The 15,155-nt window shown below is 46.9% G+C and carries 12 protein-coding genes; 2 read left to right on the forward strand and 10 right to left on the reverse strand.

Annotation, left to right across the window (positions count from 1 at the left end):
* Positions 1-197 precede the first annotated feature (197 nt).
* Genes QZ076_RS20480 through QZ076_RS20500 form a run of 5 tightly spaced genes read right to left on the reverse strand, consistent with a single transcriptional unit; the run spans position 198 to position 5,944 of the window.
* Positions 198-1,547, reverse strand: a complete 1,350-nt coding sequence (locus tag QZ076_RS20480) for a TolC family protein (protein WP_293716874.1) — start codon at positions 1,545-1,547, stop codon at positions 198-200.
* A gap of 18 nt (positions 1,548-1,565) precedes the next feature.
* The gene (locus QZ076_RS20485) at positions 1,566-2,687 is read right to left on the reverse strand and encodes an efflux RND transporter periplasmic adaptor subunit (RefSeq protein ID WP_293716876.1); all 1,122 of its coding nucleotides are present in this window, start codon (positions 2,685-2,687) and stop codon (positions 1,566-1,568) included.
* 37 nt (positions 2,688-2,724) lie between these two features.
* Entirely contained in the window at positions 2,725-3,990 is a 1,266-nt protein-coding gene (locus tag QZ076_RS20490; RefSeq protein WP_293716878.1) for an ABC transporter permease, read from the reverse strand.
* A gap of 12 nt (positions 3,991-4,002) precedes the next feature.
* Entirely contained in the window at positions 4,003-5,268 is a 1,266-nt protein-coding gene (locus QZ076_RS20495; RefSeq protein WP_293716880.1) for an ABC transporter permease, read from the reverse strand.
* Positions 5,255-5,944: an ABC transporter ATP-binding protein gene (locus QZ076_RS20500; RefSeq protein WP_293716896.1), complete on the reverse strand. Its 690-nt coding sequence runs from the start codon at positions 5,942-5,944 to the stop codon at positions 5,255-5,257. The genes QZ076_RS20495 and QZ076_RS20500 overlap by 14 nt, the downstream gene beginning before the upstream one ends.
* A gap of 652 nt (positions 5,945-6,596) precedes the next feature.
* Between QZ076_RS20500 and QZ076_RS20505 the strand changes: the two genes are divergently transcribed.
* The gene (locus tag QZ076_RS20505; RefSeq protein WP_293716882.1) at positions 6,597-6,923 is read left to right on the forward strand and encodes a hypothetical protein; all 327 of its coding nucleotides are present in this window, start codon (positions 6,597-6,599) and stop codon (positions 6,921-6,923) included.
* A 146-nt stretch (positions 6,924-7,069) separates the two neighbouring features.
* Positions 7,070-9,259, forward strand: a complete 2,190-nt coding sequence (locus QZ076_RS20510) for a glutamine synthetase III (protein ID WP_293716884.1) — start codon at positions 7,070-7,072, stop codon at positions 9,257-9,259.
* Between the two features lie 58 nt (positions 9,260-9,317).
* On the opposite strand, the gene QZ076_RS20515 is transcribed toward QZ076_RS20510, so the two are convergent.
* The 5 genes from QZ076_RS20515 to QZ076_RS20535 are packed head-to-tail and all read right to left on the reverse strand — an operon-like array spanning position 9,318 to position 14,823.
* Positions 9,318-10,322: a uroporphyrinogen decarboxylase family protein gene (locus QZ076_RS20515; RefSeq protein WP_293716886.1), complete on the reverse strand. Its 1,005-nt coding sequence runs from the start codon at positions 10,320-10,322 to the stop codon at positions 9,318-9,320.
* Positions 10,322-10,999: a vitamin B12 dependent-methionine synthase activation domain-containing protein gene (locus QZ076_RS20520; RefSeq protein WP_293716888.1), complete on the reverse strand. Its 678-nt coding sequence runs from the start codon at positions 10,997-10,999 to the stop codon at positions 10,322-10,324. The genes QZ076_RS20515 and QZ076_RS20520 overlap by 1 nt, the downstream gene beginning before the upstream one ends.
* A gap of 4 nt (positions 11,000-11,003) precedes the next feature.
* Entirely contained in the window at positions 11,004-11,639 is a 636-nt protein-coding gene (locus tag QZ076_RS20525; RefSeq protein ID WP_293716890.1) for a corrinoid protein, read from the reverse strand.
* Positions 11,640-11,657: 18 nt separating this feature from the next.
* Positions 11,658-12,914: a uroporphyrinogen decarboxylase family protein gene (locus QZ076_RS20530; protein WP_293716892.1), complete on the reverse strand. Its 1,257-nt coding sequence runs from the start codon at positions 12,912-12,914 to the stop codon at positions 11,658-11,660.
* Between the two features lie 19 nt (positions 12,915-12,933).
* Complete coding sequence (locus QZ076_RS20535) at positions 12,934-14,823, reverse strand: right-handed parallel beta-helix repeat-containing protein (RefSeq protein WP_293716894.1); 1,890 nt, start codon at positions 14,821-14,823, stop codon at positions 12,934-12,936.
* Between the last annotated feature and the right edge of the window lie 332 nt (positions 14,824-15,155).

Genomic DNA, 15,155 nt, shown 5'->3' on the forward strand with positions numbered 1-15,155 from the left:
AGTTCTTCCAGAACTCATTATTTAAAAGAATTCATTTTCTGTTTTATGCAGCAAATATAATATTTATTCACTCTTTTTGAATAGAATTTACTGAATAAAAACAAAAGGGAAGTTTCCTCGCGGAAACCTCCCTCCTTCTTGGTGTGTCCATCAATTATGTTTAAAAATAGGATCTAAAATCCAACTGTAATATAATATTATAAGGTGATTGGTGTTCCGTTATAAAAGTCCAGAATCTTGGCACGGAAGATAAAGTTATACTTCGATTGCGTTTGTTCGGCAAGGCTCTGCGCATACTTGGTTTTCGCTTCGCTATATTCGAAAACAGTACTCTTGCCTGCACCATAACGCTCTTCCGCATAAGAGAATGCGATCTTACTCGCATCAACCGATTTGTCGGACGATACATATTTTTCCTGTGCAGCCGTGGCATTGTAATAAGCCTGCTGGATTTCCTTGTAAAGTGTCTTTTTCGTGTTCTCCATGAGCAACTCGCGATTGTGGATAGCAATGCGGGCAGAACGTACACTGTTGCGTACCTGGAAACGATTGAAGATCGGAATGCTCAGACTGAAACCGATCGATTTCTGTCCGTTATTCTTCAACTGGTCACTGAACGGAGCATTATTGTAATCTCCGTCACCGAAGTTATGATAGTAACCATTGCTGTAACCTGCACTGAAATTCAGTTTGGGATAATAACCGGCCTGAGCCACTTTCAGCATTTTCTTCTGGCTTTCAAGCAAGTATTCCTGTTCCTTAACCTGCGGTTTGACACCGACTGCATAGTCATACACCTGATCCGGCGGGATAATGCTGCTCATATATTGTTCAACCGCATCACCTGTTTCAGGTTCAAGCACGTCGAAATTTTCGCCATCACGCTCCAGTTCGAGCGCTTGAGTAAGATCGAGCAATGCCAGTTTTACGTTATTTTTCGATTCGGTCAATGTGACCTCGTCTTTTGCCAGCTGCGCCTTCATATCATAAAGTTGCGAAACGGGTACTTTTCCTGCATTATAAAGCGCCTCCGTCTTTGTTACCTGCTCCGAACTGAGTGCCACCTGCAATTCGGCAATTTTCAGCATTTCCTTATTATAAAGAACCTGCAGATAATAGGAAGCCACATTTATAGAGAGATCTTCCTTCGCTTTATTCAGTGTCTCAATAGATGCTTTCAGGTCCAACTTGCGGGCAGCAATATCGTTAGGAATCTTGAAACCATCGAATATAGGCATACTCAACTGGATCGAGGCAGAGGTATTTGCCGAGTTACGATCTACGATCAGACCATCCTTCGATTCCGAACGACCGAAACCGAAGTTTTCATTGATACTGGCATTCAGGTTGGGTAACCAGCTATATTTGCTGGTATGCAAAGTCACTTCCTGATTCTGCCGTTCCAGTTCTTTCTGCTTCAGGTCGATATTATTTTCAATAGCGTAACGGATACATTCTTCCAGCGACCACTGCTTAGCCTCCTGTGCACCCACCGGGAGACAGAAAAGGAAAGAAGCCAGCGCTACAGATGATATTACTTGTTTCATAGCTTATTCGTTTAAATTTTATTTCTTATCCGGAGCAACAACACCGCCACGAATCTTATCATTTTCAGCCAAACCATCCTTCACTTCAATCTTGATACCGTCAGACAGACCGACTGTTACAGGACGTTTCTCGAACAGTTGTTCCGGTTTCTCCTGCGTCACGATCTGCACAAAAGTAGAATCGCCGCTGAACTCTACACAACTTTCAGGAATAGTAATTACATCTGTCGCACGTTTCAACACAATCTCTGCATTGGCACTATAACCGGCACGGATAAAAGCATCTTCCGGCATCTGTACGGCAGCTTTAATTTCAAACATCACGGCACCGTTTTCTTCCACACCTTTCGGAGCTACGTATTCCAATACGGCATCGAACGTACGGCTATCCAGTGCACCGACAGTCAATTTGATCGGCATTCCTTCATGGATACGACCAACTTCCGTTTCATCTACTTTTCCCCGGAAGATCATATTATTCATATCGGCAACAGAAGCAATCGTCGTACCGTCATTGAAGGTATTCGACTGGATCACGGAGTTACCCACCTTGATAGGAACATCCAGAATCATACCGGTGATGGTAGAGCGAACCTGCGTCGTACTGGATGCTGCAGACCTGCGGGAAATACCTTCACGGATAATTTCCAATGCATCCTGTGCATTCTCAGCTTCTTCCTGTGCTTTTTTATAGTTGGACAAAGATGTTTCATATTCTTCTTTCGCGATAACTCCCTGCTTATGCAGTTCTTCATCCCGTTTATAGGTGGCTGTGATCTGTTCCAGATTGATCTTAGCCACCCGCACACGCGATTCAGCACTGTTTAACTGAACCATTTCCGGGATCACCTTGATTCTTGCAATGATCTCACCTTCTTTCACCATCTGACCGGCTTCTTTCAGCAATTCAGAAATAATACCCGACATCTGAGGTTTAATAAGAACTTCGTCGCGGGGTTCCACTTTTCCGGTTGCCACGGTTTTCGTTTCCACGGAGTCGCGCTTAGGCGTTACTACTTCATAAACAGTAATAACAGGCTGTGATTTTTTCCACAAGAAGTAGAAAGTGCCGATCACGGCGGCTCCCACCAATACTAAAAAGATGATTCGCAGGACTTTCTTTACGATACGATTCTTCATGATTATATAGTTTATTTTAATTGACAAATGATATATATTATTCTTCTCTGATTGCATCTATAGCCTTGATCTGCATAGCCCTCCAGGCCGGTATCAGACCAGCCAGCAAACCACTGATAAGCAAAACGACGGTTGCTGCCACTGCTGCTCCGATATGTATTTCCGGATTACTGAAGAAAGTGTTGTTGCCGGATGTATCTCCGCTGCTTGCCAGCATCCGGTTCACCACATCCAATAGGAACACGCCACAGCTTAGCCCCATCAACCCGGCCAAAGCCGTAAGCAACAGGCTCTCACTCATGATCTGGGATATGATATCGAACGGTTTGGCACCGATAGCACGTCGTACACCAATCTCGCGGGTTCGTTCGCGGACAGTCACCATCATAATATTACTAACTCCGATGATACCAGCCAGTAGCGTTCCCATCCCTACCAGCCATACAAGAATGTTGATCCCGGTAAAAAGCATATCGAATGTCTCGAACTGCTTGGCTATTGTGAAACTGCTGACAGCCTGCGGGTCGGTCGGTGAAATCTCATTCTGCATTTTCAGCACCATCGTGATGTCATCCACCATCTCCTGACAATTATACCCATCCTCCGCCGTAGCACACAAGAACCAGAACTTATCCCCCTGGTTGGCCACCTGCTGCAAGGTTGTAAAAGGGGTCATAATACTTTCTTCCGTACGTCCGCCGATCTGTACACGCGGTTTGGGTTTTACCACCCCGACCACCTGGTAATAAATACCGTTCACGCGGATATACTGACCAATCGGATCTTCGCCCGGAGAAAATAATACTTCGCGGACAATACTTCCGATTACACAAACCTTACGCCTTTCCAATACATCTATCTCATTCAATAAACGCCCTTCAAGCACATGCTGCGTTTCAATCTGAAAATATTCCGAGTGTACGCCACGTACATTATATGTACCCGCCTTCTGTCCTCTCACCACATTATTCTGTCCGCCCCACGACATGGCCATCGGCGAAAGGTAGCGAACGCCTTTCACACGCTGACGGATCGTTTCCAGGTCGCGGTTACGCATCTGCCAATAACGTCCTTTCTTATATCCTTTATACGCTTCACCGGTACGCTCGGAAAAGAAGAAAGCAGAGTTTGTTGCAAAACCGTCTACTCCCATCAATACTCCATTCTTAAACCCTGTACCGGATCCCAGCAGGATAACGAGCATCAGAATTCCCCAGAACACACCGAACCCGGTCAGAAAACTTCTGGTCTTGTTGCGGGTGATTGTCACCCATATCTCCACCCAACGGTCTATATCGAACATATCTTTCTGTTTTTATTCGTTTCTCATGGCCTCGATAGCCGTAATTTTCACTGCCTTACGCGCCGGGAAGTACCCCGCCAACACACCTGCTGCAATAATCAGAAGGGTAGCAGACAAGGCGACACTCAGGCTTACCGTCGGATTCAGGAATATACTCATATCATCATTCGAAGAGGCTTGTCCCATACTGTTACTCTCCATTACGGCATTAATGGCTTCCGTCAGTCCTACTCCGGTGATCATTCCTATGTACCCGAACACTGCCGTTATCAGGATAGACTCTACAATGATCAGTTTCAGGATAGAGAACGGAGTGGCGCCGATCGCTTTGCGGATACCGAACTCACGGGTTCTTTCGCGCACAGTGATCAACATGATGTTACTTACTCCCACGATCCCGGCCGCCAATGTTCCGATACCGATAATCCAGATAAACAAGGTAATACCATTCAACATACCATTAAACATGGCAAAATCTTCAATCGTACTCCACATACCGATCGCCCGCAGGTCTTCCGGATCAAAATAGTGTCGCTTGCCCATCTGTGCGCGGAAGCGTTTCTCGAAAGCTTCATACTCTTCTTTGGTGCTGATACCATCCAGGGAGAAGATAATATTATCCAGGCCATAGCCCGAACGGTAAAGTTGTTGTGCTGTAGAAAAAGGGATATATGCCGGAGCGTTGTTATTGTTATCCTCATCAGTATAGATTCCGATCACCTGATAAGCAATATCACTGGCATTTACATATTTTCCCAACGGATCCTCTCCTCTGAACAGGACTTCCTTCATTCGCGGACTTATAACGATCACCTTTCTCTTTTGCAATACATCCACTTCATTAATAAAACGCCCGTTGCCAACCGTCATCTCGATCTTGTCGATAATTGCCTTATCCGGATGGACGCCTTGCAAAGAATAAGTATTATATTCCTCTTTATACGAAATCGTATCGCTCTGATAAAGTACGCCCGACACCAGATTCACTTCCGGATTCTGTTGTCTCAGAGCTACCAGGTCGTCATCCTTATATTTTACACGCCGGTTCGTCTGCATCCCTTTGTACGGTTTACTGGCATAACGGGGCCATGTCTCCACACGGTTTCCGGCCCAACGGTCGAAGTTTTTCATTATACCGTTCTTCATTCCGTTGCCCGCTCCCAGCAGGACGATCAGCATAAAAATACCCCACGCCACAGAGAAACCGGTGAGGAAGGTACGGAGTTTGTTCTTCTTGATCGTACTCCATATTTCGCGGAAGTTATCAAAGTCGAACATATCCTTTTCCTTTTTCTATGTTTTCTATCAAACCGTCTTTTACACGGATGATCTTTTCTGTTGCATCAGCTACGGATTGCTCGTGGGTAACGATCACCATAGTCATACCTTCTTTATTTACGTTGCGAAGAAGCTCCATCACTTCCACCGTGGTAACACTGTCGAGTGCACCGGTAGGTTCGTCGGCCAGGATCACCTGCGGCCGGGCTATCAGAGCGCGGGCAATGGCAACACGCTGTTTCTGTCCTCCGGACATTTCGCTCGGCATATGCTCCGCCCAATCTCTCAGACCAACCATATCCAGGTATTCCATCGCCATGGCATTTCTTTTCTTGCGGTTCATTCCCTGGTAATACAGCGGAAGGGCGACATTCTCCATTGCATTTTTAAAGGAGATCAGATTAAACGACTGAAAAATAAAGCCAATCATCTGGTTACGAAGTTCAGCTGCACGGGTTTCGCTCAGGTTCTGAATCAATTGTCCGTTCAAATGATAAGTGCCGGTGTCGTAAGTATCTAATATTCCCAGTATGTTCAACAGTGTCGATTTGCCCGAACCGGAAGCTCCCATAATAGAAACCATCTCCCCTTTTTCTATCTCCAGGTCTATACCTTTCAAGACATGCAACGGAGCACCATTGAAATACGTTTTGTTAATTCCTTTCAGCTGAATCATAATATCTGTCATTTCTTTTTCTTATTAGACGTACACATTGCTAAAAATGTTACATATTTAAGGAACTTTTATATTCACTACGCAACAAAAGTATGTTTATAAAAGATACCTTGTATCGCAAGGTACTAATTTTTAAGTCATATTAACTTTTACTTTTATCATCGTGTAAGAATACGTAAGTAAACACATCAATAAATAAACGACTTGATACTATTTATACTGCATATCTGCCAATATTAAAAAACAATTATAGAATATGGGGTATCCGGCTAGCAACAGGTTGACTCATTACAGATTACTATCCATTAAAAGTTATACTCTTCTACATACTAATTATTCATAAATCCATCAACCATAATTTTTGCTATCTAAAACCAATATTCTATCTTTGCTGTCATTACCGGGGAGAAATTCGGTAATTTGTTATAGAACATTTAATTATCTGGGTGCAAAACTGGAAATTTTACTAAACCGATATTTAGATGTTCGTGCCACGCTTATGTAATTTTTGTTACGATAAGTGGGGGTACGGGCATGCTACGTATTCTCGATTTTGGGGTATTCCAGTACCTACAGCTAGGGTTTATGTATATGTTACGTACCCCTTTTTTGTGCGGTTGCGGAACATATCAGACTTAAAACTCAGTAGGATATGAAAAAGAAAACACTAGTACAACTTCGCCACATCGCCGACCGCATCCCGAAACAATGTCCCTGTGAGATTGCCGCTTTCCTTTACTCCATCTGCGAAGAATGGAAATTTGCATTTTTGAATGGTTGCCTGGTATTTTTGGAAGATGGAACTCCTGTCCTCGTCATGCCACTAACCACTATTTATGGGACATTAAAAGCTAGCGATACCCTCTATATCCTTTGTAATAATGGAGCACTGCATTATTTCGACCGGAAAACACACCAGCATTGGGCTACTTTCCTCGATAATACGAATGAAGACTTCTTTGACAGTATATTCAACTGAAAGGTTGTTTAACATACTACACTAAAAAAAGAGAAATCGAGCTCATACCAAAGTCAGCGGACTTTTTTGTTTTTAACAACCGAGTGAAAGCATAACTAAAGATTTGCACGTATCTTTGCGGTCGGTAAAACAAAAAAATAATCCGTATGTCAATCTCACGCTTTAATGCAGTGGAGAAAGCTTCCAACCGCAAGGCTGTGGAAGCAGTCACTCCCAATCAGAAAGTATCCGAGTACTATGGCGAGAACGTATTCAACCGCAAGGCAATGCAGAAGTATCTCTCCAAGGAAACCTACAAAGCCCTCACCCACGCCATTGATAATGGAACCCCCATCGACCGCGAAATAGCCAATCATGTGGCAGCCGGTATGCGTATGTGGGCACTGGAAAAAGGAGTAACCCATTACACACATTGGTTCCAACCTCTTACCGACGGAACAGCCGAAAAGCACGACGCTTTTGTAGAACATGACGGCAACGGTGGTATGATTGAAGAATTCAGCGGCAAGCTACTCGCCCAACAGGAACCGGATGCTTCCAGCTTCCCTAATGGCGGACTACGCAACACTTTCGAAGCCCGCGGATATTCTGCCTGGGATCCTTCCTCCCCCGCATTTATTGTAGACGACACACTCTGTATCCCGACTGTCTTTATCGCTTATACCGGTGAAGCACTCGACTACAAAACACCGCTGATCCGTTCGGTCGAAGCACTGAACAAAGCGGCAAAGGATGTGTGCAACTACTTCAATGAAGATGTGCATAAAGTCATTACCTATCTGGGATGGGAACAGGAGTATTTCCTGGTAGACGAAGAATTATATTCGGCCCGTCCCGACCTGTCGCTAACAGAACGTACCTTGCTGGGACACGAAAGTGCCAAGAACCAGCAGTTGGACGATCATTATTTCGGTGCCATCCCTTCACGCGTACAGGAATTCATGAAAGACCTGGAAGTGGAATGTTATAAACTGGGTATCCCGGTGAAAACCCGTCACAACGAGGTTGCCCCGAACCAGTTCGAGTTGGCTCCGATCTATGAAGAATGTAACCTGGCGAACGACCATAACCAGTTGTTGATGTCGGTTATGAAACGTGTTTCACGCCGTCATAATTTCCGCGTACTGCTTCACGAAAAACCTTTTATGGGTGTGAACGGTTCGGGTAAACATTGTAACTGGTCGATGGGTACCGATACGGGTATCAATCTGTTCTCGCCGGGTAAAGACCGCGAAGACAACTTGCGTTTCATCACGTTCGTGGTTAATACGCTGATGGCTGTTTATAAATATAATGCCCTACTGAAAGCAAGTATCGCTTCGGCCACCAATGCACACCGCCTGGGAGCCAACGAAGCGCCTCCCGCTATTATCTCTTCTTTCCTGGGAACACAGATCAGCGAAGTGCTGGATAAGTTCGAAAACAGTTCGATTGAGGATGCGATCGAAGTGGATGATAAGAAACGCCTGAGCCTCGGCTTCGGTCAGATTCCGGAATTGTTGCTGGATAATACGGACCGCAACCGTACCTCTCCTTTTGCCTTCACCGGAAACCGTTTCGAGTTCCGTGCCCCGGGTTCGTCGGTCAACTGCGGATCGGCTATGCTGGCTGTCAACTCGGCTGTAGCCCACCAGCTGCAACAGTTTAAGAAAGATGTAGAAGCACTTCAGGCAGCAGGGAAAAGCAAAGAAGTGGCTATCTTCGAAACACTGAAGGCATACATCAAAGAGTCCAAGCCTATCCGTTTCGACGGTAACGGTTACTGCGACGAATGGAAAGAGGAAGCTGCCCGCCGCGGTCTGGATTGCGAAAACAGCGTCCCGCTACAATACGATGCGTACCTGAAACCGGAAGTAATCCGCATGTTCAAGGAAACGGGCGTATTGAACGAAAAGGAACTGGAAGCACGTAACGAAGTAAAATGGGAAATATATATTAAGAAGGTGCAGATCGAAGCCCGCGTATTGGGAGACTTATCTATGAACCATATTATTCCGGTCGTATTGCATTACCAGTCTTTATTGCTCAGCAATATTACCAAGCTGAAAGAGACATTCAGTCCGGAAGAATACGAGGATCTGTCAGCCGAACCACGCCGTCTGGTACGTAAAATATCCAAACACGTCAATGCAGTAACACGTATGACGGACGATATGATCGAAGCCCGTAAAAAAGCGAATGTCATTACTGACCTACGCAGCAAGGCTATTGCCTATCACGATACGGTCGTTCCGTTCCTGGATGAAATACGCGAACATATCGACGAACTGGAACTGATGGTGGACAACCAGATGTGGCCGTTGCCGAAATATAGGGAGTTGCTGTTTATCCGGTAATAACAACTATAAAAAAGAGAGCCCTGTGTAAGTACTATTTTACACAGGGCTCTCTTTTTTACATTGATCGGTTAAAATCATTAAGTGCTCGATAAAATGCCTCGATATTCTCAGCCGGAATATGAGGGGGAACATCACAACCTGTCGATAAAACGAAATTTTTCCAGGCTTTGGTCTGCTGTAACAGATTCATAGTCGCGGTATATACTTCTTCCGAAGAGGATTGTTTAAAAAGGCCTACCGGATCCAGATTCCCCATCACCAGACGTTCTTCCGGACAGTTAGCCAAAGCATCCAGCATATCTATCTTATTGCCGAAATGAAGTCCGGCCGCTCCCGAAGCGACCATAGCCTCCGTACAATGGCCTGCGTTTCCGCAGTTATGCAGAATCACAATAAAGTGCTCGTCCTGCACGGCCTCCACCACCTGGCGGACATAGGTCGTCGAATAAAGCAACGAGTCCTCGTTCGAGATCAGTCCGGCTGCCGGTTCCGCCATAATCACCCCGTGAACACCTGTTTCTTTAATTGCACGGCAGTAATCGATCAGGAAACGGGTACATTTCTCCAGCAGGACAGTGATATTCTCCGGCTCCACATACAGGGCAATCATCAGTTCGGACAGGCCGAACAGGCGTCCCGCCAATGAAAACGGACCGATACAGCCGGCAAAAACAGGCTTGTCCTTCACTCGTTCCGCCGTCAGGCGGTTTGCTTTCAGATATTCGGGGACACGCGCAGTCTCCAAAGACGGTATCTGTAAACGATCGATCGATTCCTTGTCGGATACCAGCGGTTCCGTTACGCTGGGCACTTCGTCTTCCGGAAAGACTACCTTAGCACCGAAAGCCTCCGCCTCCACCGTCAGATCCATAATTACGGTCGGAGCGGCCGAAGGATACTGCTCGTTCAACCGGCAGATAGCGTCTGCATGTACCAGACCGCTGGTCACTGCGTCTTTAACCGTTTTTCCGCAAAGTTCGATACCCGGATGAGTCATGATAGGGATAGCCCTACGCTCTTTTTGCCCGATTGTTTCCTGTAACCATTCTTGTATTTCCATTATTTCTTCTTTTTTTTCCGTTTATAACAGGTTTCCAGTTCACAATACTGGCAACCGTATTTCTTCTCATCCACTTCCGGACCGATACCGATTATCCCGCTGATCGACTTGATAGGTGTCATCAGGCAGACATCAGACAGGCCGATACCGCAGGGATTCCCTCCCATCAGCCGGAACAGAGCTTTCTGTCCGGTCAGGTGCCAGTCGCAATAGCCGGGACTCAGGCGGTTCGTATGCCGTTCGCCTGCCAGTTCTTTTTCGAGCAGGCGCTCCATATGGTCACCTGCCTTCTCGGCAATGCAAGTCCCGATAATATCGGCGATGAAGCATTTCAGAATATCTCCCTCCGCCTTCAGACTGTCCTGATATTCCTGGAAGGCCATACCGGCCGTAGCGGCAAAAAGGGCGAACCGTTCGGAGCCTTTCAGCAATGCGGCAATCGTTCCCCCTACGGGAAAGGACTCACCGCCTTCCAGCGTAACCGCCCCGACATCGACCTTCCCTCCGAACAAGCCGAAAGTACAACGGGGAACCGTCAGGGAAGAAACCTCCTCCAGCATGGAAACAGTCAGTGCCTCCACCGGTTCTTCCGGGGCAGTATCGCCGTATCCCATTTCAGCAAACAGGTCGTTTGCTGTCAGGGATAACTGGCTAAAACTCAAATCACAATCAAACATACATTCAAGCGGATAACAATGACTTCGCCAGGGTCACGGCGGCATTCGCATTATCACTGTACCCGTCGGCGCCGATCTGGCGGGCAAACGATTCGGAAACAGGGGCCCCGCCGATCATGACCTTCACCTGCTGACGGATACCGCACCTCTCGAGGGCGTCGATCACCTCCTGCATATAGTTCATCGTCGTTGTCAGCAAGGCGGACAGACACAGGATCTGTGCCTGGTTTTCCTTCAAGGCCGTGATAAACTTCTCCGAAGAGATATCCGTACCCAGGTTGATCACTTCGAATCCGCAACCTTCCAGCATAGAGGCGACCAGGTTCTTGCCGATATCGTGCAAATCGCCTTTCACCGTTCCGATCACCACCTTACCCAGCCGTTGGGAAGCCGCTCCTTTCATCAGCGGCTTCAACAGGTCGAGCGCCCCTTTCATGGCACGGGCCGCCATCAACAGTTCAGGGACAAAGGCCTTACCTTCCTCAAAACGTTTCCCGATATCCTCCATCGCCCGCGACATATAACCGTTAATGATTTGCTGCGGATCGATGTTTTCCGCTATCGCTTCATTCGTTACTGCCTTGGCGACATTGAGGTTACCCTTTAAAATAGCTTCATATAAACTCTCTAAATCTGCCATAACTTTATTCCTTGTTAATTATTGATTCCGTAATTCACGCAAGGTTTCGATCATTGCCACCACATTCCGCACAGGCGCATTGGCCTGTATATTGTGGACGGCATTGAAGATGAACCCTCCGTCTTTTCCCAGTATCTCGCATTCCTTCAAGACGTGGCTCCGCACTTCCTCCGGGGTGGCATTCGGCAGGATACGCTGGGTATCGATACCCCCTCCCCAGAAAGTGACCTGGCTACCGTACTCCTTTTTCAGAACTGCCGGGTCCATATCCTTCGCATTGATCTGAACCGGGTTGATAATATCGAAACCGGCCTCCACCAATCCGGGAAGGATCGGCAGGATAGCTCCGCAGGTATGTTTGAAAACCTTCCAGGTCGTGTGCTGATGAATCCAGTCGTTCATCCGTTTGTAGTGGGGATGCCACAGTTCCATAAAGGTATCCAGTGAGCAGAACTGGGAATCCTGGGTACCGAAATCTGTGCCGCAGGTGAAGACCACATCTACCTTGTCGCCGACAGTGTCCCATAACCGCTGATAGTTCGCAATGGCTATATCCGTCTGTTTCTCGAAGACCGTCTGCACATAGTCACGACGCATGGAGGTAGACATATACCACTCGGCTACATTACGGATGCCTTTCGGATTCTTCAATCCCATGCCAGGCACGAAAGCAATATCCCCCAAGGCAGTTCCGCCGAAGCTGGCGACAACCGCCTTTCCGGTTGCAGCGGCCTGGTCCACAGTCTTTTTATAATACTGCAGATCTTCTTCGGAAACAGGGCCGAACTCTTCCAGGTTATCCTCGGGGGTGATCGCATCATCATCCACATATTCCTGCCTTTCCGTTGCATTGATAAAATAGCAGTCGGAAGGCATTACGGCACTGGGCGGATAGGAACGGTCGCCACCGGCATAAATATACACGTCTCCTTCCTTGTCTGTCGTCAGGTCGATACCGGAAGCGATCATCACCTTCTGTCCCCAGGGGGTAACCTGCTCATGCAGTTGGGTTTCGTCGATGTCGAACATGTCCTTGCGTCCGAAGACGGGGACACAGTCGATGCCGATAATCTCCTGCAAATCCTCCTCTATCTCCCCCAACATCTGGAAAGGTTCGATGATACGGACAGGATGAGGGTCCAATCCGTAATGTTGTCTTAAAGCCTCCACGACTTTACAATGAATACCTGTAACCGAAGTTGCCCCGAAGTCGACCGGTACCCGATCGGGCATACGATGGGCTAGTGCGCTTTGCACCCGCTGTTTAGATGTCATGTTCAATACTAATTTTAGATTACCATACTTTCACTTTGATCTCGCCCTCTTTAACGGATTCCAAGGGACCCGGTTTGGGCTGACTGCCACGCGCATTCCCCAGATAGTCGGTAGCTATTTCGATCGAGCTTCCGTCCGGTTGTTCATAAGCCTGCCGGGGGAGTTTTGCTTTTCCCAGTCTTCCGGTAGTCACACGCGAGGTCTGCAAACCGTCTAGGCCTTTTACCGAAAAAGACAGGTAAACACCATCGGCTGTTTCTTCGATCTTCACATTCGGGTTAAAGTCAGGAAGAAACACCTTGTTCGCTTCTCCTTCGAAAGGCAGGGCACCGTTATAATAGACATTTCCGTCCACCATCATGGGATAAACGGTCTTATTATAGTCAGCCACCCCATATTTCCGTTTGCTGTCCTTCTCATTTTCGGGACGAACAATGGCAAAGAGGTTATTGATATAACGGTCGTCTCCACCGGGAATAATGGATAAACCGGCAACCTCTGTCGAATGAGGCAGAAAATAAGGAGTATAACGTCCGTGTTCCACATACCGGTAGATATCCCCGGCAATCAGGTTATGTACATAAGCGCCTCCCTGCGACTGTTCCAGGATACTCCGGCGGGAAGCGAAGATATTATTGTCGACCAGGAACGGACCGTGGTTTACCTCCAGGAAAAGATCTTCCATATCATTGTCGTAGAACAAGTTGCCTGACACCCGGGTACCTTGCGTCATCCAGTCCAGCCAAAGGGCACGACCTGCATTATGGATACGGTTATGAACAATCCGGGTATCCACCGCGGCATGGAATTTGATTCCTCCGATCTCGGCACCGGTAAACTGGCGTTTCACCCAAATATCGTGGATATGATTGTTCTCAATCAAGCTGAAAGCAGCTCCCATACTTCCGCAGATACCGGTCTGTTCGCAATGGGATATTTCATTGTTACGTACGATATGCGAGCCGATGTTTTCCTTATTCCAACCGTTCCGGATGGTGTTGAAAGTGACTTCGATATAATGCAGGGAACCGTCGAGGCTCGTATCGTTCAGCCAGACGTTATGCCCGGTCTTACGTTCTTTGCCCAGGGTGATACCCGAACATTTGGAGTTGCTGATGATATTGTTCTCGATGATCCATCCCTTATTCCAATGGGTCGCTATCATTCCGATCTGCTCGGCTGTCGGCGCTCCCCACTGGGTAGCGGCCTGGCTGATCTCAAATCCCTGGATAGTCAGGTAGTCTATTCCTTGTTTCTCCGGATAAAAACAGGTGGGACGCGTACTTATTTCTACCAATTCTTTATTCGGGTCGTATTTATGGAAATTAGCCCAGATGATGGTATTGACACCATCGTTTTCGCAATACCAGGTGTAGGTAGAACCTTCCTTGTCCTTACTGTTTTCATTGGGGATAGGGGTAAGCACCTTGTCCAGCGTTTCCTTTTCGTATAGCGATTTGTTATTCAAGAATACCTCACCGGTATGATGTTTACGTCCCATACCGTCGAACCAGTCGCCGTAGATCAGGTCGATGTAGGGGTTATAATCGCCAAAGAAAGTATTCGGTATCGTTACTTTCCACACCCCGTCTTTCTCCTTCGTCCAGCCGGTGAGCCTTTCCGAGCCTTTTATCTCGACCTTTTCACCGGGTGCTGCCCGATAGACAATCCGTTTTTCATCGCTTTCACCTCCCCGGGGCGGATTCACCCATTCCCGGTACGTCCCGGCATGCACGGTGATCACATCTCCGGGGAAAGCATACTCCGCCGCTTTGCCGATGGTTCGGAAGGGTGCCTTTCCGGTCCCGTCATTCGCATCGTCGCCTTTTACGGATACATGGTATTCTTTCGCCTGCACCGCCACACAGCATATCAGGAATAATGCAAATAATACTTGTTTTCTTTTCATGGCATTCTGATTGTTATTGTAACTCCTACTGTAAGTATAATGCAAATATAGAGGGTCCTTTTCCGATATAAAATAGCAAAAAGATGCCTATTTTGTGGATTATTATTGCTTATGCAAAAACGAAAAGAGACCTGCCGGAAATGGCACGCCTCCTTTCAACATTGAAGAGAAGTTTGCCAGGATAAATAGAACATTTCTCCCTTCTTGTTTTTTATACTTAAAACAAGTTGTGATATTTACGCCTTACTAAAATAGAAAAAGAAATGAAGATCAAAAGATTTCACGAAAAAGGAGAGGTATCCTTACTGAGCTGTTTCCAACAGCAGGTCAAC

It is taken from the genome of uncultured Parabacteroides sp. (assembly GCF_905196875.1).
Classification (GTDB): domain Bacteria; phylum Bacteroidota; class Bacteroidia; order Bacteroidales; family Tannerellaceae; genus Parabacteroides.

Bases quoted from the DNA above. Each gene is read 5' to 3' on its own strand.
- QZ076_RS20525 (WP_293716890.1), bottom strand. From the start codon at position 11,639: ATGGCAGATTTAGAGAGTTTATATGAAGCTATTTTAAAGGGTAACCTC.
- QZ076_RS20530 (WP_293716892.1), bottom strand. From the start codon at position 12,914: ATGACATCTAAACAGCGGGTGCAAAGCGCACTAGCCCATCGTATGCCC.
- QZ076_RS20485 (WP_293716876.1), bottom strand. From the start codon at position 2,687: ATGAAGAATCGTATCGTAAAGAAAGTCCTGCGAATCATCTTTTTAGTA.
- QZ076_RS20505 (WP_293716882.1), top strand. From the start codon at position 6,597: ATGAAAAAGAAAACACTAGTACAACTTCGCCACATCGCCGACCGCATC.
- QZ076_RS20510 (WP_293716884.1), top strand. From the start codon at position 7,070: ATGTCAATCTCACGCTTTAATGCAGTGGAGAAAGCTTCCAACCGCAAG.
- QZ076_RS20515 (WP_293716886.1), bottom strand. From the start codon at position 10,322: ATGGAAATACAAGAATGGTTACAGGAAACAATCGGGCAAAAAGAGCGT.
- QZ076_RS20480 (WP_293716874.1), bottom strand. From the start codon at position 1,547: ATGAAACAAGTAATATCATCTGTAGCGCTGGCTTCTTTCCTTTTCTGT.
- QZ076_RS20495 (WP_293716880.1), bottom strand. From the start codon at position 5,268: ATGTTCGACTTTGATAACTTCCGCGAAATATGGAGTACGATCAAGAAG.
- QZ076_RS20520 (WP_293716888.1), bottom strand. From the start codon at position 10,999: ATGTTTGATTGTGATTTGAGTTTTAGCCAGTTATCCCTGACAGCAAAC.
- QZ076_RS20500 (WP_293716896.1), bottom strand. From the start codon at position 5,944: ATGATTCAGCTGAAAGGAATTAACAAAACGTATTTCAATGGTGCTCCG.
- QZ076_RS20490 (WP_293716878.1), bottom strand. From the start codon at position 3,990: ATGTTCGATATAGACCGTTGGGTGGAGATATGGGTGACAATCACCCGC.
- QZ076_RS20535 (WP_293716894.1), bottom strand. From the start codon at position 14,823: ATGAAAAGAAAACAAGTATTATTTGCATTATTCCTGATATGCTGTGTG.